Origin of the sequence: Streptomyces sp. NPDC050161 (assembly GCF_044460025.1) — a bacterium.
Lineage (GTDB): Bacteria > Actinomycetota > Actinomycetes > Streptomycetales > Streptomycetaceae > Streptomyces.
Genome location: NZ_JBITJM010000005.1, coordinates 213722 through 238138 on the forward strand (window position 1 = coordinate 213722; position 24417 = coordinate 238138).

General features: G+C 72.1%; 20 protein-coding genes. 11 read left to right on the top strand and 9 right to left on the bottom strand.

Annotation, left to right across the window (positions count from 1 at the left end):
- The first annotated feature begins 1 nt into the window (after position 1).
- The 3 genes from ACIBK8_RS10940 (at position 2) to ACIBK8_RS10950 (ending at position 2375) form a co-directional block, all read left to right on the top strand.
- The gene (locus tag ACIBK8_RS10940) at positions 2-784 is read left to right on the top strand and encodes a GPP34 family phosphoprotein (RefSeq protein ID WP_399041421.1); all 783 of its coding nucleotides are present in this window, start codon (positions 2-4) and stop codon (positions 782-784) included.
- 283 nt (positions 785-1067) lie between these two features.
- Positions 1068-1934 carry a helix-turn-helix domain-containing protein gene (locus ACIBK8_RS10945; RefSeq protein ID WP_393683425.1) on the top strand — a complete coding sequence of 289 codons (867 nt, stop codon included), beginning with the start codon at positions 1068-1070 and terminating at the stop codon, positions 1932-1934.
- 231 nt (positions 1935-2165) lie between these two features.
- The gene (locus ACIBK8_RS10950; protein ID WP_393683427.1) at positions 2166-2375 is read left to right on the top strand and encodes a DUF397 domain-containing protein; all 210 of its coding nucleotides are present in this window, start codon (positions 2166-2168) and stop codon (positions 2373-2375) included.
- A gap of 90 nt (positions 2376-2465) precedes the next feature.
- On the opposite strand, the gene ACIBK8_RS10955 is transcribed toward ACIBK8_RS10950, so the two are convergent.
- Positions 2466-3344: a hypothetical protein gene (locus ACIBK8_RS10955; protein WP_399041422.1), complete on the bottom strand. Its 879-nt coding sequence runs from the start codon at positions 3342-3344 to the stop codon at positions 2466-2468.
- 142 nt (positions 3345-3486) lie between these two features.
- On the opposite strand from ACIBK8_RS10955, the gene ACIBK8_RS10960 reads away from it, so the two are divergent.
- The 4 genes from ACIBK8_RS10960 (at position 3487) to ACIBK8_RS10975 (ending at position 8350) form a co-directional block, all read left to right on the top strand.
- Positions 3487-4710: a PLP-dependent aminotransferase family protein gene (locus ACIBK8_RS10960; RefSeq protein WP_399041423.1), complete on the top strand. Its 1224-nt coding sequence runs from the start codon at positions 3487-3489 to the stop codon at positions 4708-4710.
- Positions 4711-4893: 183 nt separating this feature from the next.
- Complete coding sequence (locus tag ACIBK8_RS10965) at positions 4894-5523, top strand: DUF2690 domain-containing protein (protein WP_399041424.1); 630 nt, start codon at positions 4894-4896, stop codon at positions 5521-5523.
- 86 nt (positions 5524-5609) lie between these two features.
- Positions 5610-6395 (top strand): SDR family oxidoreductase, encoded by a 786-nt coding sequence (locus ACIBK8_RS10970; protein WP_399041426.1) that lies wholly within the window; start codon positions 5610-5612, stop codon positions 6393-6395.
- Between the two features lie 383 nt (positions 6396-6778).
- Positions 6779-8350: a sodium:solute symporter family protein gene (locus ACIBK8_RS10975; RefSeq protein WP_399041427.1), complete on the top strand. Its 1572-nt coding sequence runs from the start codon at positions 6779-6781 to the stop codon at positions 8348-8350.
- Positions 8351-8378: 28 nt separating this feature from the next.
- Here ACIBK8_RS10975 and ACIBK8_RS10980 read toward each other — a convergent pair whose 3' ends face one another.
- Positions 8379-9500, bottom strand: a complete 1122-nt coding sequence (locus tag ACIBK8_RS10980) for an ADP-ribosylglycohydrolase family protein (protein ID WP_399041428.1) — start codon at positions 9498-9500, stop codon at positions 8379-8381.
- A 200-nt stretch (positions 9501-9700) separates the two neighbouring features.
- On the opposite strand from ACIBK8_RS10980, the gene ACIBK8_RS10985 reads away from it, so the two are divergent.
- Together ACIBK8_RS10985 and ACIBK8_RS10990 are read left to right on the top strand one after the other, a co-directional pair.
- A complete protein-coding gene (locus ACIBK8_RS10985; protein ID WP_399041429.1) occupies positions 9701-10660 on the top strand; it encodes a D-2-hydroxyacid dehydrogenase family protein in 960 nt (319 codons plus the stop codon).
- A gap of 67 nt (positions 10661-10727) precedes the next feature.
- Positions 10728-11000 (top strand): hypothetical protein, encoded by a 273-nt coding sequence (locus ACIBK8_RS10990; protein WP_399041430.1) that lies wholly within the window; start codon positions 10728-10730, stop codon positions 10998-11000.
- 23 nt (positions 11001-11023) lie between these two features.
- On the opposite strand, the gene ACIBK8_RS10995 is transcribed toward ACIBK8_RS10990, so the two are convergent.
- The 3 genes from ACIBK8_RS10995 to ACIBK8_RS11005 form a co-directional block, all read right to left on the bottom strand.
- Entirely contained in the window at positions 11024-13687 is a 2664-nt protein-coding gene (locus ACIBK8_RS10995) for a bifunctional FO biosynthesis protein CofGH (protein ID WP_399041431.1), read from the bottom strand.
- A gap of 43 nt (positions 13688-13730) precedes the next feature.
- Positions 13731-14132, bottom strand: a complete 402-nt coding sequence (locus tag ACIBK8_RS11000) for a VOC family protein (protein ID WP_399041432.1) — start codon at positions 14130-14132, stop codon at positions 13731-13733.
- Between the two features lie 231 nt (positions 14133-14363).
- The gene (locus ACIBK8_RS11005; protein ID WP_399041433.1) at positions 14364-15188 is read right to left on the bottom strand and encodes a TIGR03619 family F420-dependent LLM class oxidoreductase; all 825 of its coding nucleotides are present in this window, start codon (positions 15186-15188) and stop codon (positions 14364-14366) included.
- A 143-nt stretch (positions 15189-15331) separates the two neighbouring features.
- Between ACIBK8_RS11005 and ACIBK8_RS11010 the strand changes: the two genes are divergently transcribed.
- Positions 15332-16846, top strand: coding sequence for a CehA/McbA family metallohydrolase (locus tag ACIBK8_RS11010; RefSeq protein ID WP_399041434.1), 1515 nt, complete (start codon positions 15332-15334; stop codon positions 16844-16846).
- Between the two features lie 104 nt (positions 16847-16950).
- Complete coding sequence (locus tag ACIBK8_RS11015; RefSeq protein WP_399041436.1) at positions 16951-17856, top strand: zinc-binding dehydrogenase; 906 nt, start codon at positions 16951-16953, stop codon at positions 17854-17856.
- Between the two features lie 171 nt (positions 17857-18027).
- Here ACIBK8_RS11015 and ACIBK8_RS11020 read toward each other — a convergent pair whose 3' ends face one another.
- The 4 genes from ACIBK8_RS11020 to ACIBK8_RS11035 form a co-directional block, all read right to left on the bottom strand.
- Positions 18028-19593: an APC family permease gene (locus tag ACIBK8_RS11020; protein WP_399041437.1), complete on the bottom strand. Its 1566-nt coding sequence runs from the start codon at positions 19591-19593 to the stop codon at positions 18028-18030.
- A gap of 329 nt (positions 19594-19922) precedes the next feature.
- On the bottom strand, positions 19923-21425 hold the full coding sequence (locus ACIBK8_RS11025) for an aldehyde dehydrogenase family protein (RefSeq protein WP_399041439.1): 1503 nt from the start codon (positions 21423-21425) through the stop codon (positions 19923-19925).
- Positions 21422-23161: an amidohydrolase family protein gene (locus ACIBK8_RS11030; protein WP_399041440.1), complete on the bottom strand. Its 1740-nt coding sequence runs from the start codon at positions 23159-23161 to the stop codon at positions 21422-21424. Before ACIBK8_RS11030 ends, ACIBK8_RS11025 begins: the two co-directional genes overlap by 4 nt.
- 90 nt (positions 23162-23251) lie before the next feature.
- The gene (locus ACIBK8_RS11035) at positions 23252-24382 is read right to left on the bottom strand and encodes an LLM class flavin-dependent oxidoreductase (protein WP_399041441.1); all 1131 of its coding nucleotides are present in this window, start codon (positions 24380-24382) and stop codon (positions 23252-23254) included.
- Positions 24383-24417: the final 35 nt, after the last annotated feature.

The window sequence follows — 24417 nt, forward strand, 5'->3', positions numbered from 1 at the left end:
GATGGGCAGGAGCCGTAGAACAATTCCGGAGGAGCTTCTGCTGCTCGCTTTGGACCCGACCACGGGCACCACAGCGCAGCCGCAGTCGCTCGACCTCGGCCTGGCCGGGGCCCAGCTAGTAGAGCTGGCTCTGGCAGGACGGATAGCCCCAGACGGGGATCGTATCGCCGTGGTGATGCCACGGCCGACCGGAGATCCGACTCTGGACTCCGCGCTCGAACTGCTGCGCCGACGCGGCAGCCCGGTGCGCGCGGTCCACTGGATCGGCGGGCCCCGCCTGGGGCTGCGCCAGACGTATCTCTCGCATCTCGAACGCTGCGGCATGGTCCACGCCGTGGAGGGCCAGATGTGCGGGGTACTGCCGACGACGCGCTACCAAGCGACGGAGACGGCCATCAGCCGGGAAATCAGGGCCCGGCTGGACAACGCGATCCGCACCGGCGTACCGCCGGACCCGCGGACCGCGGCGCTTGCCGCACTGGCCCACGCGGTCGGACTCGGCAAGCATCTCTACCCCGGGAACGAAGGGCGTTCATCGCGCTCCAGGCTCCGGGATCTGATCCGTCACGATCCGATGGGCGGCCTGGTCGCGCACGCCGTGATGGACGTGCAGAACGGTGTGGCGGCCCCACCACGGCGCCCTTCGGCCCCGGGTTCGGCAGCGGGCGCGGGCCACGGCCCGGCGCGACAGCCGGCCCGTGCCGCGGCGGAGCCGTCCGGTGTGCCCGGCCAGTCCCGGCACGGGCACGGACACGGGAGCATGGCCCGGGTCGGCGCGAGGTGAACCACACCGGCGCACGGTGAACCGCGCAGGCGCACGCTGAGCCTGCGCGCCGGGCCGTGACGGCGCACCACCGCGACACCTCAGCACCGTCCCCCACCGGCCCGTTCGGGAGCCGCAGCAAGCGCGGGGTGGCGTATCGGCCGTCGTTCAGAGCGGCGGATACGCCACCCCGCGCGCATGCGTGCTCGCCTTCTGTGTCCATTTCACTGCGCGGCGTCGGCTTCGGGTGGCACTCTGCTGAACAGAACACCACAGCAGTACGGACCCGGAGGTGCACGTTCCCGTGGCGTCCCATGTCAACCCCACCGTCAGACGACGCCGGTTGGGCCAGGAGCTGCGCAGGCTCCGGGAGCTCAAGGGCATGACGGCGGAGCAGGTGGCCGAGCATCTGCTCGTCTCCCAGTCGAAGATCAGCCGGCTGGAGAACGGCCGCCGCAGCATCAGCCAGCGTGACGTCCGCGACCTGTGCGGCGTCTATGAGGTGGACGATCACCGCATAGTCGAATCGCTGATGCAGATGGCCAAGGACTCGCGCCAGCAAGGCTGGTGGCACGCGTTCGGCGACATCCCGTACAGCGTCTACATCGGTCTGGAGACCGAGGCGGCCTCGCTGCGGGTCTACGAGTCGCTGCTGGTTCCCGGTCTGCTCCAGACGCCGAACTACGCCGAGGCGGTCATCCCCGGCGCGGTTCCCGAGCTGGCGGCCGACCAGTTGGAGAAGCGCATCCAGGTGCGGCTGCGACGCCAGGAGCGGGTCAACGACCGGGAGAAGCCGCTGCGGCTGTGGGTGGTGCTGGACGAGAGCGCGCTGCGGCGGGTGGTGGGCAGCCACCTGATCATGCGCGAGCAGCTGGAGCATCTGGTCGAGGTGAGCCATATGCCGCATGTGACGGTGCAGGTGCTGCCGTACGACACCGGGGCGCACGCCGGGATGTCGGGCACGTTCTCGATTCTCGAATTCGACGATGCCGCCGATTCGAGCGTGGTCTACATCGAGGGCGTCACGAGCGACCTGTATCTGGAGAAGACCAACGACGTCAACAAGTACACGATCATGTACGAGCATTTGCGGGCGCAGGCGCTGAGCGCCGAGCAGAGCCGCGAGTTCATCGCGGTGGCCGCCAAGCGGCACGCGGACGCCTCGAACTGACCTGACGGGGCTGCGCGTTCGCGGCGGGCGGGCCAGGCGGGCCAGGCGGGCCAGGGCCGGAATCAGCACTTCCGGTAGAAAGTTCCGCACGGTACACCTGGCCCGCCCGGCGCGAAAAGAGATCACGGTATATACCGTTCGGACGGGTGAACTCCCCCTGCCGCAGGCGATGTTGGCGCGTAGCGTCAGCACTACCGAATCCGCGGCAACTCAGAGTGAGTCGGAGTGAACATGGATATGCAGCCCAATTCCGCATTCTCCTGGACGAAGTCCTCGTACTCGGGCGGTAACGGCGCCTGCGTCGAAATCGCCGTGCCGACCGCCGAAGCCATGGCGGTCCGCGACTCGAAGGACCCCGAAGGCCCGCGCCTCACCTTCGACAACTCCGCCTGGAACACCTTCGTTTCGGACGTTGCCGGTGGCACGTTCGACCTGGCCTGATCCGGACACCACCGCAGCATCGCAGTACCGCAGAAACGGGCCCTCTCGACTGGATCGCCGTCCCGGCCGAGGGGGCTCGCCCCTGTCCGCTCAGCGCAGTTCGGACACATACCGGTCGGTCCCGGGGACGGTCGGGATGAAGGGCGCCACCAACTCGACCCGCCCTCTCCCGGACGCGGCGACCTCCGCGCCCAGACCGGCGAAGCCGTCGTCCCAGATCTGCCGCGGGTCCTCCTGGAGGAACCACAGCAGGGTCAGCCGGGTGTCGACACCCTCGACCTGCCGTACGTACGCCATCCGGTCGGCGGGCAGCGGCGTCGGCCGGAAGACGGTGACCATCGCCGCCGCCGAGCCCGCGAGCCGCCGCGGCAGATGGCTCTCCCGCAGCCACGCCAGCAACTCGGCCCGCCGCTCGGGCCCGTCCGCGTCGATCACCTCCAGGACAAGCCCGGCGTACGGGTGGTCCAGCGCGTGGAAGTCCCGCGGGCCCGCCGCGCCGTCCCGGTAGACCGTCGCCTCGTGGTCCTGGAAGGCCGTGAAGATGTGCGTACGGGCCTGGTGGACGCGGTCATCGCGGTTCAGGCGGGTGTTGATGCCGACGGTCCAGCGCATGTGGTCGTCGTAGCGCCCCTCGGTGATCCAGTAGGTGGTCAGGTAGCAGCCGGCCGTGACGGGGCGGGCGACGGCCGAGTCCTGCGGGTAGCGCAGCAGTTGCAGGTCGCGGGTGGCGACCCAGCGGCGGCCCGCGAAGAGCCACGGCATCGCCATCGCGCCGGCGATGTAGTGGTCGTCCTCGTACCAGCGGTTGTAGGCGCGCTCCTGGCCCGGATGCGGTTCGACCATGGTGATCAGCGCATGGCCGGGGCGCACGCCGTAGGGGCCGACGGCGGCCAGTTCGCCGTAGGTCTCGCTGCGGGTGGCCCCGTCCGGGTCCGGTGCGGCGTCGCGGAGGTTCCCGTTTCCGGTCATGACGACAGGTGTAGCTGACGTAGCGTCAGAAGGGGAGGGGTGGGGCGGACGCTCACCATGCGGGCGCCCCTGCGTGCGCGGGGATCGGCGCTTAGGGTCTGCGTCATCTGAAGCCAGCCGCGCAGGAGCGATGGGAGTCGTCATGACGGACAACCGCCCGACCCAGGGTTCTACCCCCGCCCCCGGCCTCGCCGCGCGGGCGGCGCGGACCGGCAGTTCGCCCGTGCGCGACATCCTGGCGCTCACCGCGCGCCCCGAGGTCATCTCGTTCGCCGGCGGGCTGCCCGCGCCCGAGCTGTTCGACGCCGCGGGGATAGCCGCCGCCTTCCAGCACGTACTGGCCGAGCAGCCGCAGCGCGCCCTCCAGTACTCGCCGACCGACGGCGATCCCAGCCTGCGCGCCGCGATCGCGGCGCGCACCACCGCGCGGGGGCTGCCGACGGACGCCGGCGACCTGCTGGTGACCACCGGTTCCCAGCAGGGGCTCTCGCTGCTGGCGACGGCCCTCCTGGAGCCGGGCGACGTGGTGCTCGTCGAGGATCCCTGCTACCTGGCCGCGCTCCAGATCTTCTCGCTCGCGGGCGCCCGGGTGGTGCCGGTGCCCACCGACGACGAGGGGCTCGATCCGGCGGCGCTGGACGAGATCGCCGCGCGCGAGAACCCCAAGCTGCTGTACCTCGTGCCGACCTTCCAGAACCCGACCGGCCGGACCCTGTCCGCCGGGCGCCGGGCCGCGGTGGCCTCCGTCGCGGCGCGTCGGGGGCTGTGGATCGTGGAGGACGACCCGTACAGCGAGCTGCGGTTCGACGGCGAGGCGGTGCCGTGGGTCGCGTCCTTCCCCGGCGCCGAGGACCGCACCGCGCTGCTCGGTTCGTTCTCCAAGGTGATGGCGCCCGGCCTGCGCCTCGGCTGGCTGCGCGCGCCCGCCGCCCTGCGGCCCGCCTGCGTCATCGCCAAACAGGCCGCCGATCTGCACACCTCGACCGTCGATCAGGCGGCTGCCGCACGGTACTTGGCGACCGCGGACCTCGACGGCCACCTGGCGCGGGTGCGCGGCGCGTACCGGGCGCGGCGGGACGCGCTGCTCGGCGGTCTCGGCGCGGCGCTGCCCGCGGGCTCGCGCTGGAACCACCCGGCGGGCGGGATGTTCGTGTGGGCGACGCTGCCGGGCGGGTACGACGCGGGCGCGCTGCTGCCCGATGTGGTGCGCCACGACGTCGCGTACGTCCCGGGTGCGCCGTTCTACGCGGGCCCGCCGGACCGCTCGGCCGTCCGGCTGTCGTTCGTGACGCACTCCCCCGACGAGATCCGCGAGGGCCTGGACCGGCTGGGCACGGCGCTGCGCGGGGCCCGCCCGGCGGGCTGAGGAGGGCGGGGCGCGGCCCGCTCCGCCGCACCCGGGAGAGCGCCAACTGCGGTACGTTGTGCGCCCCTTGGTCCTCCACGCGCCTCTTCCGGGCGGGGAATGCGCCTTCCGGTGGGGCCCGGGTGTGCCGGACAATGGGCGCACCCGGGGCCTCTCCAGGAGGCCGCACTCCCAGGAGGCCGGATGGGCACGTCCGCGGACGACCCGGCGCAGCGCCGGGCGGACGACGAACCGATCAACGCCACGGATCACACCACCCCTGACGCCGACGGACCCGGCGCCCCCGAGGGCGGCGGCTCGCTCGGACACCGCACCTGGACCCGGATACGGGCCGTGGGCCACTGGCTGCGCACGCATGCGCGGCACACCCTGGTGGTGGGGGTGGTGACCGCCGTCGTCGGCGCGCTCGCCCCCATCGTGCTCCCCCCGCTCTTCACCGACCCGCCGCCCGCCTGCCCCGGTGCCGGCTGCGACGGCAAGAGCCCCAAGGGGCAGTGCTCGGCCGACGCCACCACCTGGACGCCGACGGACGGCAATCCGGTGAAGCTGCACCTGCGGTACAGCCCGGCCTGCGGGGCGGTCTGGGGCCGGATCATCAACGGCGAGCCGGGCGACATGGTGACCATCCAGGTGACCGGCGGCTCGTCGCGCAGCGCCTCCATCGACTACAACCACGACAAGTTCACGGACATGGCGACGGTCGGCAAGACCTTCCGCGTCCGGCTCTGCGCGGTGCCGTCGACGAGTCCGAACCGCACCGGCAAGTGGGTGCGGTACTGCTACTGGGCGACGGAGCACTCCACCTGGGAGTGACCCCGCGGCGTCCGCCTCTCTGGCCATTCCCGCTCCACGCACCTATTCTGACGCCCCGTCAGTCAAGGGCCGGCCAGGAGGCGCACATGCTGCTGCGGGACAAGACCGTCGTCGTCTCGGGTGTCGGGACGGGACTCGGCCACCAGGTGGCGGCGGCCTGTGTGCGGGACGGCGCGCGGGTGGTCATGGGCGCCCGCACGGAGGCGAAGCTCGCCGGGTCGGCGGCGCTGATCGACCCTTCGGGCACCCGGACGGCGTGGCGGGTGACGGACATCGGGGACGAGGCGCGGTGCGCGGAGCTGGCGGCGCTCGCCGTGGAGCGGTTCGGCGGCATCGACGCGGTGATCCATGTGGCGGCGCTGGACACGCACTTCGGGGGCCTGCGGGACGCGGACTTCGAGGCGTGGGGCCGGGTCGTGGACACCAATCTGTTCGGCACGCTGCGGATGACCCGCGCCTGCCTGCCGGGCCTCATGGCGCGGGGCGGCGGGTCGGTCGTGATGATCGGCACCCAGTCGTCGCTCGCCGCCCCCTCCCAGGTGCGGCAGACCGCCTACGCCGCGTCCAAGGGCGGTCTGGTCTCGGCCATGTACGCGCTGGCGCGGGAGCTGGGTCCGGACCGCATCCGGGTCAACACGGTGCAGCCGGGCTGGATGTGGGGCCCTCCGGTCGAGGCGTACGTCCGGCACACCGCGGCGGCCGACGGGGTGCCGGAGTCCGAGGTACTGGGGCGGCTCACCGAGCGGATGGCGCTGCCCGAACTCGCGACGGACGCGGACGTGGCGGACACCGCGGTCTTCCTGGCGTCCGACCGGGCGCGCGCCATCACCGGCCAGTCGTTGCTGGTCAACGCGGGCGAGCTGATGCGGTAGCGGTCGGCCGCGCACCGGCGTGCGACGGCCGCTCCCTTCCCCCTTTCCTGCCCCCCACGCGCGCCCTGCGCAGGGATCCCGCTCCCGTGCGGCGTACGCGTGGTGGGGGTGGCTGCTGGGTGTTCGGGCTCGTGGCGCCCGGCGAAGTGTCCGCACATCGTGGGTGCGGCGTCCGGGACGGGACAACGGCCCGTGGGGTCAAGAGACGGCAAAATCGTTCGCTTTGCTGATCCTGGTTCATATCCATGACCCTGCGTCCCCTTGACCGGCCCGCGCGGCGGACGGTTCAATCCCCGAAGTCCCCACTCCCGCACGGGGATACCGCCCCGCAGGACGTCACGGCGAAGTGATCCACGTTCACAAGGCGGACCCCTGGAGGGGGCATGAACAGTCTCGACTGGGCCGTGCTCATCGGCTACTTCGGCGTCATGGTCGCGATCGGCGTGTGGTCGCACAAGCGCGTCGACGACGTCAGCGACTTCTTCACCGCCGGCGGCAAGATGCCGTGGTGGCTGTCCGGCATCTCCCACCACATGTCCGGCTACAGCGCGGTGATGTTCACCGGTTACGCCGGCATCTCCTACCAGTACGGCATCACCTCCTACGTCACCTGGTCCTTCCCCATCGCCATCGGCATCGCCATCGGTGCCCAGTTGTTCGCCGGGCGGCTCAACCGGCTGCGGTCACGACTGCACGTGGCCTCGCCGCTGGAATACCTCAAGAGCCGCTACAACCTGCCCACGCAGCAGGCGCTCGCCTGGTCGGGCGTGCTGCTGAAGATCGTGGACGTCGGCGCCAAGTGGGCGGCCATCGCCACCCTGTTGTCCGTGTTCACCGGCATGTCCCTCAATCAGGGCATCCTCATCACGGGCGTGATCACCGGCATCTACTGCACCGTCGGCGGCCTGTGGGCGGACGCGCTCACCGAACTGGGCCAGTTCGTCATCCAGTTGCTGGCCGGCGTCGCGATGCTGGTCACCGTCATGGGCGAACTGGGCGGCTTCAGCTCGCTGTGGACCGTGTGGGACAGACTGCCGGCCGGCCACACCGAGCCCACCGTCGGCCCGTACACGCTGACCTTCCTGCTGGCCTACCTCTTCATCAAGACCTTCGAGTACAGCGGCGGCATGTGGAACCAGGCCCAGCGCTACATGGCCACCCGCGACGCCCGGCAGGCCAGGCGCTCGGCCCGGCTCTCGGCGGCGCTGTGGTTCGTCTGGCCCGCGGTCCTCTTCTTCCCCATGTGGGTCGCCCCGCTGCTGGTCAAGGCCGAGAAGCCGGACGCGTCCGACGCGTACGCGCTGCTGACCGAACGGCTGCTGCCGCACGGCCTGCTGGGGCTCGTCGTGGTCGGCTTCTTCTCGCACACGATGGCCATGTGCTCATCCGACGCCAACGCCATCTCCGCGGTCTTCACCCGCGACATCGCGCCCGCCCTGCCCAAGATCGGCGAGCGGGCCCGCGGGTGGTCCCACCGGGCCGGACTGCTGGCCGCGCGGCTGTCGACGGTCGCGTTCCTGGCGCTGTCCATGGCCATAGCGACGCAGGTCAACTCGCCGACGTTCAAGGACATCATCACCGTCGTCATCAAGTGGGTCGCCGGTCTCGTCGGGCCGATCTCCATCCCGTTCCTGCTCGGGATGTTGCGGGCCTGCCGCAGGTCGGGGCCGACCGCCGCGCTGGTCTCCTGGGCGGCAGGACTCTTCGCCTTCTGGCTGACGAACTACGGGATGAGCGGGCTCCAGCTCCAGATCCAGATCGTCGCGCCGGTCGCCACCTCGCTGGTCCTGTACCTCCTCATCGGCCTGCTCAAGCCCGAGGACACACCGGAACGGGACGCGGTGCTGGCCCGCATCAACTCCGACGACGACGGGGAAGGCGCGGGCGGGGCGGCGCTGCCGGTCCCCGGGCAGGGGGCCGCGGGGGACGAGGACGGGGTGCCACGGTCCGTCTGATGGCGGCGGGCGCGGCGCCCGGCCACGGCTACGCGCGCGGGTAGCGGGCGAGCCAGCCGGGCGCCGAGCCCGCGGGCCCGTGCAGGGCGGGCCCCTGGGTCATCTCCAGGGCGAAGTCGTCGGCGAGCTGGAGGATCGTGTCGCGGCCCTCCAGCTCGACCAGCCACACCGGCGGCAGGGCCGTCTCGCCGTGCAGCGTGCCGAGGATGTTGCCGCAGATCGCGCCGGTCGAGTCGCTGTCGCCGCCGTGGTTGACGGCCAGCAGCAGGCCGTGCCTGATGTCCTCGGCCACCAGCGCGCAGTAGACGCCGATCGACAGCGCCTCATCGGCCGTCCAGCCCTCGCCCAGCGACTCCACCCTGGCCGGTGTCGGCATGCCCTGCCGTACGGCGCCCAGCGCCCGCTTGAGCGCGTCGGTGGTCTCCTCGTGGCCGGGACGGGTGCCCAGATGCACCAGGGCCTTCTGCACGGCGCTGTCGAGGTCGTCGCCGCGGGCCAGCGCGTGGCTGATCACCGCGAAGGCGCCGGCCGCCAGATAGCCGGTGGGGTGGCCGTGGGTCTGCGCCGCGCACTCGACGGCGAGCTGGAAGACCAGCTGCGGCTCCCAGCCCACCAGCAGGCCGAACGGCGCGGAGCGCATCACGGCGCCGCAGCCCTTGGATTCGGGGTTCTTGGGCTTGTCGAGGGTGCCCATGACGTCGTCGCCGAGGCCGCTGAGGCAGGCACGGCCCGGTGCCCGGCGCGCGTACAGCCACTCCTCGCGGGCCAGCCAGCCGTCCTCCTCCTTGCGCTCGTCCGGGCCCCAGTCGCGCTGGGTGGCCGCCCACCGCAGATAGGCGCGGTGCACGTCGGTGGGCGGATGCCAGGCGCCGGTGTCCCGGCGCACCTGGGCCCGGATCAGGCCGTCGACGGTGAACAGCGTCATCTGGGTGTCGTCGGTGACCGCGCCGCGCCGCCCGAAGGCCGGGACGAAGTCCGTGACACCCTCCTGGCCGTGTGCCTCCCGGATCGCGTCCAGCGCGTCGAATTCGATTCCCGCGCCGAGTGCGTCGCCGATCGCGCCGCCGAGCAGACAGCCGCGTACCCGGCTGCGGAAGTCCTGCTGCTCGGCGCGGCCCCAGATGGCGGTATTGCCTGCCGCTGCGTTCACTGCGTGTCCCTCCCGAAGCCCCACGTCGCCCGTCCTGGGCGTACGGGCCCTCTGGCGCAGCACTGTAATCGACCGGGAATGATCGTCTCCGGGGCAGGAACATAATGCGAGGAGTCGCACATCAGATGGCTTTTGACCGGGCAGATCACGATCGGTACGAGACGCCCGGCACCGCCCGACCACCCAGGGGAGAACCACCGATGACCATGCAGTGCGCCGTTCTCGACGACTACCAGGACATCGCCGGATCCCTGGCCGACTGGTCGGTCCTGGACGGCTCCGTGGACGTCCGTACGCTGCACACGCCCTTCCACTCCGAGGACGCGGTGGCCGCGGCCATCGGCGACTGCGAGATCGTGGTGGCGATGCGCGAGCGCACCCCGTTCCCCGCCTCGCTGCTCGCCCGGCTCCCCCGGCTGCGGCTGCTGATCACCTCCGGGATGCGCAACGCCGCCATCGACCTCGACGCGGCGGCCCGGCACGGCGTCACCGTCTGCGGCACGGCCAGCAACAGCCAGCCGCCTGCCGAGCTGACCTGGGCGCTGCTGCTGGGGCTCGCCAGGAACGTCGTCACGGAAAGCGCCGCGATCCAGACCGGCGGCCCCTGGCAGAGCACCATCGGCGCCGATCTGCACGGCCGCACGCTCGGCCTGCTGGGGCTCGGCAAGATCGGCAGCCAGGTCGCCAGAGTCGGCCTGGCCTTCGGCATGGACGTCATCGCCTGGAGCCGGAACCTCACCGCCGAACGGGCCGCGGAACACGGCGTGCGCGCCACCGCCACCAAGGAGGAGCTGCTGGAGAGCAGCGACTTCGTCTCCGTCCACCTGGTCCTGAGCGACCGCACCCGCGGGCTGCTGGGCGCCGCCGACCTCCACCGGATGCGGCGCACCGCCTACCTGGTCAACACCTCCCGGGCGGCGATCGTCGACCGGACGGCGCTGCTGCGGGCGCTGCGCGAGAACTGGATCGCCGGCGCGGGCCTCGACGTCTTCGAGCAGGAGCCGCTGCCCGCCGACGACCCACTGCGCACCCTCCCCAACGTGCTGGCCCTGCCGCACCTCGGCTACGTCACCCGGCGCAACTACGAGGGCTATTTCCAGCAGGCCGTCGAGGACATCCAGGCGTTCCTGGCGGGCAGCCCCGTGCGCCGACTGGGCTGAACCGCGCCCGGCCGCGTTCTTCCCCACCCGACGATGCCGGGGCCGCGGGGCTGGGCATGCTCTCCCCATGTCCGAGTACGAGTGGGACCGCACCACGAGGGCCGTCGTCGCCTCCGCGCTCGCCGGTGACAGCGACGGCGCGGTGGAACTCCTCCGTCCGCTGCCGCAGCGCGATCTCTGCCACATAGCGGTCCGGCTGGCCGCCATGGCCGCCGACGCGCTGATCAGCGCGGCCCGGGACACCGGCGGCGACCGCGCCGATGCCCTGTCGCGGTGGCAGCGCTCCATCCTCAGGCACGAGGCGGAGCACGACGGCGGCGAAGGGCCGGGCGCTCCCTAGAAAGCGCCCGGCCGCTTCCAGGGCTACTCCAGGACCGGCAGCAGCTCCGGGAGATGGCCGTCGGACGACAGGGCGGCCGACTGCCGTTCCTCGGGCACCGGGCCGTAGCCGGTCGTACGGGGCCTGGCCGGGCGGCCCGCCAGGTCGGCGATGGCGATCAGGTCCTGGATGGAGCGGTAGGAGCCGTAACTGGAGCCCGCCATCCGGGAGATGGTCTCCTCCATCAGCGTCCCGCCCAGGTCGTTGGCGCCGGAGCGGAGCATCTCGGCCGCGCCTTCGGTGCCCAGCTTGACCCAGCTGGTCTGGATGTTGGGGATGTGCGGGTGGAGGAGCAGCCTGGCCATGGCCGTCACGGCGCGGTTGTCGCGGGTGGTGGGACCGGGACGGGAGATGCCCGCGAGGTAGACGGGGGCGTTGGTGTGGATGAAGGGGAGGGTGACGAACTCCGTGAATCCCTCGACACCCTTCTCCAGCGCGGACTGCTGGATCTGCGCCAGCAGCCGGAGGTGGCCGAGCCAGTGGCGGGGCTGGTCGACGTGGCCGTACATCATCGTCGATGACGAGCGGATGCCCAGCTCGTGGGCGGTCTTGATGACCTCGACCCACGTGGCGGTCGGCAGCTTGCCCTTGGTGAGGACCCAGCGGACCTCGTCGTCCAGGATCTCGGCGGCGGTGCCGGGGATGGAGTCGAGACCGGCTTCCTTGGCCGCGGTCAGCCACTCGCGGATGGACATCCCCGTACGCGTCGCGCCGTTGACGACCTCCATGGGCGAGAAGGCGTGGACGTGCATCCCCGGGACGCGTTCCTTGACGGCGCGCGCGATGTCGAAGTAGGCGGTGCCGGGCAGGTCAGGGTGGATGCCGCCCTGCATGCAGACCTCCACCGCGCCGACGTCCCACGCCTGTTCGGCGCGGTCGGCGACCTGCGAGAGGGACAGGGTGTAGGCGTCGGCGTCGGTACGGCGCTGCGCGAAGGCGCAGAAACGGCAGCCGGTGTAGCAGACGTTGGTGAAGTTGATGTTCCTGGTGACGATGTAGGTGACGTCGTCGCCGACGGTGGCGCGGCGCAGGTCGTCGGCGACGGTGCACAGCGCGTCCAGGGCCGGGCCGTCCGCGTGCAGCAGCGCCAGCGCCTCGGCGTCGGTGAGCTTGGTGGGGTCGTCGGCCGCCTGCGACAGGGCCTGGCGTACGTCGGTGTCGATGCGGGACGGGACCATCCCGGGGGCCGCGGCCTCGCGCAGCGCCTCCCAGTCGCCGTAGACCTCGTCGAAGTCGTTGCGGCGGTCGCCGGTGCGGCCCTCGGTGTCGATGGTGCGGTGCAGGTCCGTACGGCCCGTACCGGCCATCGAGAAGCCCTCGTCGGGCTCCTGCCAGGGGCGGCCCACCACGGGGGCGTCCTCGACGGCCAGGCCCGTCTCCGGGTCGGCGAGGGCCCGGACGTGCGGCAGCAGCCGGGGGTCGAGCCAGGGCTCGCCGCGCTGGAGGAACTCGGGGTAGATGGGCAGCCGTTCGCGCAGCTCGAAGCCGGCGGTGGCGCAGCGCTCGGTCAGCTCCTCGATCTGCGGCCAGGGGCGCTCGGGGTTGACGTGGTCGAGGGTCAGCGGGGAGACCCCGCCCCAGTCGTCGATTCCGGCGCCCATGAGCAGCTCGTACTCGCCGTCGACCAGATTGGGCGGCGCCTGGATGCGGGTCGAGGGGCCCATGATGTGCCGGGCCACCGCGATCGTCGCGGCCAGCTCCTCCAGTTCGGCGTCGGGCATGCCGCGCATCGCCGTGTCCGGCTTGGCGCGGAAGTTCTGCATGATCAGTTCCTGGATGCCGTGGTACGCGCGCTGGACGCGGCGCAGCGCGAACACGGACTCGGCGCGCTCCTCGTACGTCTCCCCGATGCCGATCAGCAGCCCGCTGGTGAAGGGCACGTTGGAGCGGCCGGCGTCCTCCAGGACACGCAGCCGGACGGCCGGCTCCTTGTCGGGCGAGCCGTAATGGGGACCACCGGGCTCGCTCCACAGCCGCTCGGCGGTGGTCTCCAGCATCATGCCCAGGGACGGGGCGACCGGCTTGAGCCGCTGGAAGTCCGTCCAGGACAGCACCCCGGGGTTGAGGTGCGGCAGCAGCCCCGTCTCCTCCAGGACGCGGATGGCCATGGCGCGGACGTAGGAGATCGTGTCGTCGTAGCCGTGCGCCTCCAGCCACTCGCGGGCCTCGGGCCAGCGCTCCTCGGGCTTGTCCCCGAGGGTGAACAGGGCTTCCTTGCAGCCCATTTCGGCGCCGCGGCGGGCGATGTCCAGCACCTCGTCCGGTGACATGAACATCTCGTGGCCGGCCCTGCGCAGCTTGCCGGGGACGGTGACGAAGGTGCAGTAGTGGCACTTGTCGCGGCACAGCCGCGTCAGGGGGATGAAGACACCGCGGGAGTACGTGATGACCCCGGGCCTGCCCGCGGCCTCAAGGCCGGCGTCCCGCACCCGGGCTGCGGAGGCGCACAGGTCCTTGAGGTCGTCGCCGCGGGCCTGGAGCAGCACCGCGGCCTCGCCGACGTCCAGCGCCACACCGTCGCGGGCGCGCCGCAGCGCGCGGCGCATCGCGTTCGCGGTGGGCCGCTCGGAACGGTTCGTTCCGTCGCCCGCCGACGGGTCGGCTTCTCGGTCGGATCCCTGATCAGGTGCCTGCGCGCTGGAAGTCATCCCCCGAGCATACGAGCGGCATCCGACAGCCGGACGAGCGCGCTTACAAACTTGTCAGCAACTCCTCCGAGTACTTACGCGTAATGAACTCCATGGCATGGCCGTCCGGGTCGTCGATGTACACGCCACGGCCACCGTCGAGGTGGTTGATCTCCTGCGGTCCTGCGTGCCGGGGCCCGGCCCAATAGGCCAGCTGCTGCTCCTGGATACGGCCGAATATCCCGTCGAATTCGTCCTCCGTCACCAGGAACGCGTAGTGCGTGGGCACGAATTCGCGCCCGGCGGCGACGTGCTCGGCGAAGTCGAGCACCACACCGTTGTCGAGGGTGAGGGCCGCAAACGGGCCGTACGCCTGCGGTTCGGGGGCGTCGAGCAGTTCGGCGAGGAAGCGGGCGGAGGCGAAGCGGTCGGTGCTGTGCACGATCGTGTGGTCGAGTTGCGGCATGGTCTGCTCCTTGGACCTGCGTCGTCGGCCGCGCTCTGCGGCCTGCGGTCCGCGGCCCCGCGCCGGCCGGCCCGTACCGGCCCCTGCGCGCTGCGACGGCCCGCGGTAACGACGGTACGGCGAGCGGGCGCCGCCGCGGATCGGTCTGCGGTCCCCACCTCGTGCGAGGCGCCGTACGCCGTTGGTCTTAGGGCGCCGCCCCGCTCCGCCGCCTACTCGCCGAGTGACGTGTCACAGATACTGCGCGTAGTCGTCCAGCGTGCGCAGCACCTCGGCCTCGCCTGCCGGGGGCAGTTGCAGCACCACCTCGTCGATGCCCAACTCCCGGTAGTAGGAGAGCTTCCCGGGCGTCGGGAGGACCGCGAACGGCACCACGACCGGCTCGCCCGGCCGCCCGGCGTCCGTCCAGGCGGCGCGCAGCGCGGGCAGCGTCCCGGTCAGGCCGCGCCCGCCGATCGGCAGCCAGCCGTCGGCGTAGGCGGTGACGTGCGAGAAGAGCTTGGGGCCCGCGGCGCCGCCGACCAGGATGCGGGGCGCACCGCCGCCCGGCTTGGGATGCGCGTACGACGCCCGTACGGAGCCGAACGCGCCCTCGTGGGCGGTGGGTTCCTCGGCCCACAGGGCCCGCATCAGCGCCATCCGGTCGCGCGTCAGCTCCCGCCGGGTCGACCAGGTCACCCCGTGGTCGGCGGCTTCCTCGACGTTCCAGCCGAAGCCGACACCCAGGGTGAAGCGACCGCCCGAGAGGAAGTCGAGGGTGGCGATCCGCTTGGCGAGGTCGACCGGGTCGTGCTGGGCGACGAGGGTGATGCCGGTGCCCAGGCGCAGCCGTTCGGTGACGGCGGCTGCCTGGCCGAGCGCGACGAACGGGTCGAGGGTGCGCCCGTACTCCCGCGGCAGCGGCTCGCCCATGGGCGCGGGGGTGTCCCGGCTCACCGGGATGTGGGTGTGCTCGGGGAGATAGAGGCCGTCGAAGCCGCGCTGTTCCAGCTCCTGGGCGAGCCGTACGGGCCGGATCGTCTCGTCGGTCAGGAAGATCGTGGTCGCGATCCGCATGCCGCGCGCACCTCCGCGTGAAGGGTGTGGGTGACCGCATGTTGCCCTACCGTCCACGGGTTATCCACAGCCCTTTCCCTCCGTGTCACACCCGCGTACAACAGTTTTCACGTGGGGACACACGGCGAGGTGCGGGGGCGGAAATGGAACGGCGCGAGGTACTGAAATGGCCGGCGGTTGCGGGGGCGGCGGGCGCGCTTGCGCTCGGTCCTGTGAGCTTCGCCGACGCGGCGGCGGACGCCGGGCGCGGGGCGGGTGACAGCCGGACCCGCAAGGTCAGCGGGCGGCTGCCTCCGGGCGCGCCCGACTACGTCTACGTTCCCGTCGAAGTGCCGCCCGGCGTACGGGAGATCGCCGTCTCCTACACCTACGACAGACCCGCGGTCCCGGACGGCACGGTCGGCAACGCCTGCGACATCGGCATCTTCGACGAGCGCGGTACGGCTCCGGGCGGCGCCGGGTTCCGGGGCTGGTCCGGCGGGGCACGCACGGAGTTCTTCCTGCGCGCCGACGACGCCACCCCCGGCTATCTGCCGGGCCCGGTGCGCCCCGGCCGCTGGCACATCGCCCTCGGCCCTTACACCCTCGCCCCGCAGGGCCTGGCGTACGAGATCACGGTCACGCTGCGGTACGGCCCTCCGGGGCAGACCACCGCGCTGGTGTATCCGCCCGAGCGTGCCCGGGGCCGTGGCCGTGCCTGGTACCGGGGCGACAGCCACCTGCACTCGGTGCATTCCGACGGCGGGCGCACCCCGGCCGAGATCGCCGCGCTGGCCCGCGCCGCCGGTCTCGACTTCGTCAACACCTCGGAGCACAACACCACGTCGTCGCACCGCGCCTGGGACGGTCTGTGGGGCGACGACCTGCTGATCCTCACCGGCGAAGAGATCACCACCCGCACCGGCCACGTCGTGGCCATGGGCACCGACCCCGGCGCGTTCATCGACTGGCGCTACCGCGCGCGCGACCACACCTTCGGGCGCTACGCGCGGGCCATCCGCCGGGCCGGCGGCCTGGTCATACCGGCGCATCCGCACGCGACCTGCATCGGCTGCGGCTGGCAGTTCGGGCTGGCCGACGCCGACGCGGTGGAGGTGTGGAACGGCCCGCACACCCCCGATGACGACATCGCCCTCGCGGAGTGGGACGGCATGCTGGCCGCGCACACCCGCGGCGAGCGCGCCGGCTGGCTGCCCGCGGTGGGGCACAGCGACGCGCACCGCGATCCCGATGTCGTCGGCCTGCCGCAGACCGTCGTGCTGGCCGACGACCTGTCCCGGCGTGCGCTCCAGGACGGCATACGGGCGGGCCGGGTCTGGATAGCCGAGTCCGCCGCCGTCGATCTGTCGTTCTCCGTCAGCGGGCCACGCGGTGAACACGCCGGGATCGGCGAACGGCTGGCCCTCCCCGGTACGACGCCCGTCGCCGTCCGTCTTACGGTGTCCGGCGCTCCGGGCTGCACGGTCACCCTCCACACCGACCAGGGAGTGCTGCACACCGCCCCGCTGCCGCCGTCCGGTTCCGGCACGGTCGACTGGTCCACCGCACCCGACCGCGCCGCCTACGTACGGGCCGAGATACGCCACCCGGCGACCACTGACGGGCTGCCGGGACGGCCGGCGGCGCTGACCAACCCGGTGTTCCTGGGCCGGGGTTGACGACCGTCGCCGTGCCGCGCCGCCCATCGCGGGCCCGCGCCGGAATATCCGCAGGTGGCCGCCGGTTACGCCTCATCACGTCCGCCCTACCGAGGAGATTGCCGATGCGCGCTCTTGTTGTCGACCACGCCGCACCCGGACGGCTCGCCCTGGGTACCGTCGCCGACCCGGTGCCCGGCCCCGACGAGGTCCTGGTGCGTACCACCGCGATCTCGCTCAACTACGGCGAACTCCCCACGAACACCGGCGCCGCCGAGGGCGTGGTGCCCGGCTGGGACGCCGCAGGTGTGGTCGAGCGGGCGGCGTCCGGCGGGCGCGGCCCGCAGCCCGGCGACCGGGTCGTCACCCGCGGGCGCAGCGGCGGCTGGGCCGAGCTGCGCGCCGTCCACGTCGATGAACTCGCCGTGCTCCCCGACGCCGTCGGCTTCACCACGGCCGCCGCCCTCCCGGTGGCCGGCGTGACCGCGCTGCAGGCGCTGCGGGCGGTGGGGGTGCGGCCCGGTCTGCGGGTGGTCGTCACCGGCGCGTCCGGCGGCGTCGGCAGGTTCGCCGTGCAGCTGGCCCGTCTCGCGGGCGCCGAGGTCTACGCGCTGGTCGGCAGCGCGGCCCGCGGCGAGGGCCTGGCGGCCCTGGGCGCCCACCACGTCCTGACCGGCGCCGCGGAGATCGAGGGGCCGGTGGACGCGGTGCTGGACAACGTCGGCGGGCCGCTGCTCTCGGAGCTGCTGGGGCACCTCGCCCCGGAGGGTGTCGTCGCGTCCGTCGGCACCACCTCCGGGCAGCCGACCCCGATCCACCCCTACCAACTGGTCCCCAACAGGCTGACGTTGCGCGGCGTCAAGCTCGGCGAGGGCATCGGTCACGACCTCGCCCACCTCGTGCAGCTGGTCGCGGACGGCCGTCTCGACGCGAGCGTGGACCGGGTCGCCGACTGGTCCGAAGCGGGCGAGCTGGCCACCGCCCTGGTGAACCGCGAGGTGCGCGGCAAGGCGGTACTCACGCTCGGCTGACCACCGGCCCGCCGGCCCACCGGCTCGTAAGCCCGCTGCCCGCCGCCTCGTTCACCGGGCCGGCGGGCAGCCGGGCTGCCGGACGACCAGGCGGCCGGGCTGCCGGACGACCGGGCTGCCGGACGGCAGAGCCACCCCGGCCCCCACCAGGCCGCCCGCCGCCACGCTCCGCTACTCGGCCACCACCAGCGCCGGAGTGGACCGCGTCAGGACCTCGCCGCGGAAGAAGGCGGGGCTGCGGCGCTGCATCACCAGCATGATGACGAGGCCGATGAGCAGCAGTCCGACGCCGATGACGAAGACCGAGCCGACGCCGAGTACGGAACTGCCCGAGCCGTAGGCGGGGTTCCACATGTCGATCAGCGTCTTGCCGAAGACCGCCGTCAGCAACGCGCCGCCGAGTACCGGGAAGACGCCCTTGAAGAGCAGGTCGCGGGCGGAGTTACGCAGCTCGCGGCGGAAGAACCAGGCACAGGCGAAGGCCGTGATCGCGTAGTAGAAGCAGATCATGAGGCCCAGCGCGTAGATCGTGTCGATCAGGACGTTCTGGCTGAGGAAGCTCATCACGGCGTAGAAGACGCCGGTGGCGGCGCCGGCCGCGAGGGTGGCCCGGCCCGGGGAGCGGAACCGCGGGTGGATCTTCGCGAAGGACGCGGGCAGCGCTTCGTAGGCGCTCATCGCCAGGACGGTGCGGGCCACCGGGATGAAGGTGGTCTGGAGGCTGGCGGCTGCGGAGGCGAGGACCGCGACGAACAGCAGCACGCCGAGCACGGTGCCCATGACCGGGTCGGCGAGCGCGGCGAAGACGTTGTCGGCGGTGTCCGGGTTGCCGAGCCCCGGGCCCTTGTCGCCGACGCCGGAGAACATCTGGGAGGCGACGGCGGTGAGCAGGTAGGAGCCGATGAGCACCAGCATGGCCAGGAGGGCCGCGCGGCCCGGGGTCTTCGCGCTGCCCGCGGTCTCCTCGTTGACCGTCAGGCAGGCGTCCCAGCCCCAGAACATGAAGATCGAGAGCGACAGCCCGGCGGTGAAGGCGGAGAAGGACTGCACGGCGAACGGGTCGAGCCAGGTCCAGGAGAAGTCGATGGAGCCCGCGAAGGCGCCGGAGCGTGCCTTGACGACGGCCATCACGACGAAGACGGCGAGCACCGCCAACTGGAGCCCGACCAGGGCGTACTGGACGCCTTTGGTGGCGGTCATCCCGCGGTAGCTGATGGCCGTGGCGGCGGCGATGAGGACCAGGCAGGTCAGGACGTGCGCGGCCTTGTTGCCGTCCAGGTCGGCGACGGCCTGGCTGCCGGTGAGTTCGCCGAGCAGGAGGTAGAAGAAGGAGGTGGCGACGCCGGCGAGGTTGGAGAGCACGATGATCGTCGCGATCACCAGGCCCCAGCCGCACATCCAGCCGATGCGCGGGCCGAACGCCTTGACCGTCCAGGTGAAGGACGTGCCGCAGTCCGGGACCGCCTTGTTCAGCTCGCGGTAGGCGAAGGCGACCAGCAGCATCGGCAGGAATCCGGCGAGGAAGACGGCCGGCATCTGCAGGCCGACCTCGCCGACGGTCGGGCCGAGGGTCGAGGTGAGGCAGTAGACCGGCGCGACCGTCGAGACGCCGATGACCGCGCTGCCGAGCAGGCCGACGGAGTTGCCGCTCAGGCCCTTGCTGCGGGTGTCACCACCGGTGGCGCCGACGCTCGTTACCGTGTCTCCGGTCTGGGGCCGGGGGTCTACCTGAACCATGAACAGGACGTTAAGTGCTGCTGTTTCCGCATCCGGAGGATCGAACTCCGGCGCAGATACCTTCGCTATGAATGCGAATCGGCAACATCACTCGATGAACACAATGAACTCAACTCAACCCACCTTCGACTTCACGGACCCCCGGCCACTCTTCCGCATTGCGGGAACCGCAGCCCTGCCCGATTTGCCCGTTCCGAAAATTTCCCGTCCGTTTTTCTGACGGCCCGTCCCCCCTGTCGATCCCGGCCCGCCCCCGCTCTCGGCCCCGGCCCGTCCCTCCCTCCCTCCGTCCCGGCCCGCCCCTCTCCCGGTCCCGGCGGATCCCGCCCTCAGCCCGGCCAGACCACCGACTGGAGTTCGCTGTACGCGTGCAGCGCGTACGAGCCCACGTCCCGGCCCACCCCGCTGTGTTTGAAGCCGCCGAACGGCGCCTCCATGTTCCGCCCGACGGTGTTCACGCCGACCCCGCCCGCCCGCAGCCGCCCGGCCACCCGGAAGGCCCGCGCCACATCGCCCGACCAGACGTAGTCCAGCAGGCCGTAGTCGCTGTCGTTGGCCAGCGCGATGCCCTCCTCCTCGTCGTCGAAGGGGACCACCACGACCACCGGGCCGAAGATCTCCTCGCGCACCACCCGCATCGCGGGGGTGCAGTCCGCGAACAGCGTCGGCGCGACGTAGAAGCCGCGCGCCGTGCCCTGGCCGTCCGGGCGCTCCCCGCCGGCGACCACCGTGGCCCCCTCCTTGCGCCCCAGCGCGATGTACGACTCGACCCGCTCGCGGTGCGCCGCGGAGATCACCGGGCCGACGACGGTGCCCCGCGCCCGCGGATCGCCGACCGTGAGCTGCCCGGCGTAGCGGGCGAGGCGCTCCACCAGCCGGTCGTGGATCCCGCGCTGGGCGAGCACCCGGGTCGGCGCGGTGCAGATCTGCCCGCTGTAGAAGGCGAAGGTGGTGCCGATGCCGGCCACCGCCGCGTCCAGGCCCGCCGCGTCGAGGTCGTCGAAGACCAGCGCGGCGCCCTTCCCGCCCAGCTCCATCAGCTGGCGTTTCATCCCGCGCCCGCACACCTCCGCGATCCGCTGCCCGACGGCCGTGGAACCGGTGAAGCTCACCATGTCCACGTCCGGCGACTCGACCGCAGCCGCGCCGACCGCCGCCCGCTCGCCGGAGACCACGTTCACCACCCCGGGCGGCGCCCCGGCCTCCGCCAGCGCCTCCTGGAGCGCCTCTGCCATCCGGTACACCGACAGCGGGTCCTGCGGCGCCGGTTTGACCACGACCGTGTTGCCCATCGCCAGCGCCGGGGCGACCTTGCCCGCGGGGTTGGCCCACGGGTTGTTGTACGAGGTGATGCAGGTGACCACGCCGACCGGGCGGCGGGCAGCGAACGCCCCGAACACCCCCGCCCGCCCCATCGGCCCGGCCTCGTTGATCTGCGGCGGCAGCGGGGTCTCGACGGGCTCCAGGGCGCCGCGCGCGTACCGCTGGAAGCGCGCCACCGACACCCCCACCTGCATGCCGCGCGCGGTGGCCGTCGTCGCGCCGCTCTCCGCCTGCGCCAGTTCCGCGTACCGGCCGAAGTTGCGCCGGATGATCTCCGCCGTGCGGTCCAGGACCCGGGCGCGGGTCTCCGGCGCGGTGCGCGACCACGGGCCGAAGGCCGCGCGGGCCGCCTCGGCCGCCGCCTGCACCTGCGCACCGCTCGCCTCCGGCGCCCGCCCCACGACCTCTTCGGTCGCCGGATCCCGCACGTCGTAGTGGCCGCGCTCCGGCTCGGTCCACTCGCCGCCGATGAACAGCCGCTCCGTGAACTCCCCGCCCGTGCCGCTCACTTGGTGCTCACCGTCTCCGTGTCACGCCCCGAGCGCAGCACCGTCCCCGGCACCGCGCCGGTCACCACGTCGTGCCGGATCGTCTCCACGCCGTTGACCCGTACGCTCACGATGCCCAGCGCCTTGGAGTCGAGCCGTGGGCTGTCCCCCGGCAGGTCGTGCACCAGCGTGGCGGGCCCGGCGTCGATCCGCTCCGGGTCGAAGAGCACCAGGTCGGCGTGGTACCCCTCGGCGATCCTGCCGCGCCCGCGCAGCCCGAACAGCCGCGCCGGATCGTCGGTCAGCATCCGCACCGCGTCCTCCAGACCGACGAGCTTGCGCCCGCGCAGGCAGTCGCCCAGGAAGCGGGTGGTGTAGGGCGCGCCGCACATGCGGTCCAGGTGCGCGCCGGCGTCCGAGCCGCCCAGCATGACGTCCTCGTGCTGCCAGGTCTCGCGGCGCAGCGCCCAGCTGTCCGGGTCGTTGTCGGTGGGCATCGGCCACAGCACCGTGCGCAGTTCGTCCTCGGCGCAGATCTCCACCAGGCAGTGGAACGGCTCCTGGCCGCGTTCGGCGGCGATGTCGCCCACCACCCGGCCGCTGAGCCCTTCGTTGGCCGCGGAGTAGGTGTCGCCGATGACGTAGCGGTCGAAGCGGGCCAGCCGGCGGAAGATCCCGGCTTCCTCGCTGCCCGCGCGGCGCAGCATCTCGGCCCGTACGTCCGCGTCGCGCAGCCGGGCGATGCGTTCGGGCACCGGCAGGCCGAGGATGTCGCCCCAGCCGGGGATGAGGTTGAGCGCGCAGAAGGTGCCGAGCGACATGTTCATCGGGGTGAGGATGGGCATGGTCAGCGCCACGATCCGGCCGCCCGCCTCACGGGCGCGGGCGCTGGGTATCAGCTGGCGCGGTACGCGTTCGGGCACCGCCGCGTCGATGGTCAGCACGTTCCAGTTCAGCGGGCGCCCGGCGGCGGCGGTCATCGCCACCAGCAGGTCGATCTCCTCGTCGTCGAACCGGTCGAGGCAGCCGGAGACGATGGCCTCCAGCTGGGTGCCCTCGTGTTCGGCCACCGCGCGGGAGAGCGCCAGGAGTTCGGCGGGGGACGCGTGCCGGGAGGCGACGGGCGCGCCGTCGCCGTCGGAGTGGGTGGACGACTGCGTCGTGGACAGGCCCCAGGCGCCGGCGTCCATCGCGTCGTGGAACAGCGCGACCATCGCCGCGAGCTGCGCATCGGTGGGCTGCCCGCCGACCGCGTCGGCCCCCATGACGTGCCGGCGCAGCGCGCAGTGCCCCACCATGAAGCCGGCGTTGACCGCGATCCGGCCCTCCAGGGCGTCCAGGTATTCGCCGAAGCCGCGCCAGGTCCAGGGCGCGCCTTCTTCGAGCGCCACCAGCGACATGCCCTCGACCTTGCTCATCATCCGCCGGGTGTAGTCGGCGTCGTCGGGCCGGTCGGGGTGCAGCGGGGCGAGCGTGAAGCCGCAGTTGCCGCCGGCGACGGTGGTCACGCCGTGGTTGAGCGAGGGGGTGGCGTACGGATCCCAGAACAGCTGCGCGTCGTAGTGCGTGTGCGGGTCGACGAACCCCGGCGCGAGGATGAGGCCGGTGGCGTCCTCGCTGGTCAGGGCGGGTTCGGTGACCTTGCCCCGGTCCGCGACGACGGCGATGCGCCCGTCCCGGATGCCCACGTCGGCCGCGCGGCGGGGCGCACCCGTCCCGTCCACGACGGTCGCGCCCTTGATCAGGTGGTCGAGCATGGCGTGGATCCCTTTCTCGGTGGGTGCGTGCGGGGCGGGCGGCGCCGTGCCGCGTGCGGGGCGCCGCCCGTGCGGAACGGGCCTGCGGGCTCAGTTGCCGCCCGCCGCCTGCCGGAAGCGCGTCGTGCGGTGCACCGGGTCGGTGTCGATCTTCGGGATGACGTGCTCGCCGATCAGCTTGATCGAGGTGAGCGTGTCCTCGTATCCGATGCCGATGGGCAGGCCGAAGGAGAGCTGGTCGGCGCCCGCCGCCTCCCAGCGCCTGCACTGGCCGAGCACCTCGTCCGGGTCGCCGCAGATCATCAGCTCCTCGGCGATCAGCAGCTCGACCAGTTCCTCGGTGTAATCGGGCAGCAGCTCGGGCCACTCGGGGACGCCGTCGGGCCGCGGGAAGGTGTCGTGGTAGCGGAACAGCAGCGACTGGAGGTAGTTGAGCCCGCCGCCGACCGCGATCTCGACGGCCTTCTCGTGGGTCTCGGCGCAGATGGCGGTGGAGGTCACCATCACGTTGTCGTTGACGAAGTCGCCGACCGCCTCGGCCTCCTTGACGGCGGTCTTGTACGACTCGACGACCCACTCCATGTCGGCGACCTTCTGCACACTGAAGCCCAGCACCCCCAGGCCCTTGCGCCCGGCCATCGCGTACGAGGACGGCGAGCCCGCCGCGTACCACATGGCCGGGTGCGAGGCCCCGTACGGCTTGGGCAGGACCTTGCGGGGCGGCAGCTCCCAGTGCTTGCCCTTGAAGCCGACGTACTCGTCCTGGAGCCACATCTTGGGGAACTCCGCGATGGTCTCTTCCCAGAGTTCCTTGGTGTGGTTCATGTCGGTGACCCCCGGCATGAAGCCGAGGATCTCGTGGCTGCCCGCACCCCGCCCGGAGCCGAACTCGAAGCGTCCGCCGGAGAGGTGGTCGAGCATGGCGACCTTCTCGGCGACCTTCACCGGGTGGTTGACCGGCGCGAGCGGGTTGAAGATGCCGGAGCCGAGGTGGATGCGCTCGGTGGCGTGGGCGAGGTAGCCGAGGAAGACGTCGTTGGCGGAGATGTGCGAGTACTCCTCCAGGAAGTGGTGCTCGGAGGCCCAGGCGTACTTGAAGCCGGACCTGTCCGCCTGGATGACGTACTCGGTCTCCTCCATCAGCGCGTGGTGCTCGGCCTCGGGGTCCGTCCTCGCCCGCGACGCGGGCACGTATCCCTGCACAAAGAGCCCGAATTCCAAGGGGGTTCACCGTCCCAGTGTTTTCTGACGCATCG

Bases quoted from the DNA above. Each gene is read 5' to 3' on its own strand.
- ACIBK8_RS10940 (WP_399041421.1), top strand. From the start codon at position 2: ATGGGCAGGAGCCGTAGAACAATTCCGGAGGAGCTTCTGCTGCTCGCT.
- ACIBK8_RS10950 (WP_393683427.1), top strand. From the start codon at position 2,166: ATGGATATGCAGCCCAATTCCGCATTCTCCTGGACGAAGTCCTCGTAC.
- ACIBK8_RS10955 (WP_399041422.1), bottom strand. From the start codon at position 3,344: ATGACCGGAAACGGGAACCTCCGCGACGCCGCACCGGACCCGGACGGG.
- ACIBK8_RS10960 (WP_399041423.1), top strand. From the start codon at position 3,487: ATGACGGACAACCGCCCGACCCAGGGTTCTACCCCCGCCCCCGGCCTC.
- ACIBK8_RS10965 (WP_399041424.1), top strand. From the start codon at position 4,894: ATGGGCACGTCCGCGGACGACCCGGCGCAGCGCCGGGCGGACGACGAA.
- ACIBK8_RS10970 (WP_399041426.1), top strand. From the start codon at position 5,610: ATGCTGCTGCGGGACAAGACCGTCGTCGTCTCGGGTGTCGGGACGGGA.
- ACIBK8_RS10975 (WP_399041427.1), top strand. From the start codon at position 6,779: ATGAACAGTCTCGACTGGGCCGTGCTCATCGGCTACTTCGGCGTCATG.
- ACIBK8_RS10985 (WP_399041429.1), top strand. From the start codon at position 9,701: ATGACCATGCAGTGCGCCGTTCTCGACGACTACCAGGACATCGCCGGA.
- ACIBK8_RS10990 (WP_399041430.1), top strand. From the start codon at position 10,728: ATGTCCGAGTACGAGTGGGACCGCACCACGAGGGCCGTCGTCGCCTCC.
- ACIBK8_RS10995 (WP_399041431.1), bottom strand. From the start codon at position 13,687: ATGACTTCCAGCGCGCAGGCACCTGATCAGGGATCCGACCGAGAAGCC.
- ACIBK8_RS11000 (WP_399041432.1), bottom strand. From the start codon at position 14,132: ATGCCGCAACTCGACCACACGATCGTGCACAGCACCGACCGCTTCGCC.
- ACIBK8_RS11005 (WP_399041433.1), bottom strand. From the start codon at position 15,188: ATGCGGATCGCGACCACGATCTTCCTGACCGACGAGACGATCCGGCCC.
- ACIBK8_RS11010 (WP_399041434.1), top strand. From the start codon at position 15,332: ATGGAACGGCGCGAGGTACTGAAATGGCCGGCGGTTGCGGGGGCGGCG.
- ACIBK8_RS11015 (WP_399041436.1), top strand. From the start codon at position 16,951: ATGCGCGCTCTTGTTGTCGACCACGCCGCACCCGGACGGCTCGCCCTG.
- ACIBK8_RS11020 (WP_399041437.1), bottom strand. From the start codon at position 19,593: ATGGTTCAGGTAGACCCCCGGCCCCAGACCGGAGACACGGTAACGAGC.
- ACIBK8_RS11030 (WP_399041440.1), bottom strand. From the start codon at position 23,161: ATGCTCGACCACCTGATCAAGGGCGCGACCGTCGTGGACGGGACGGGT.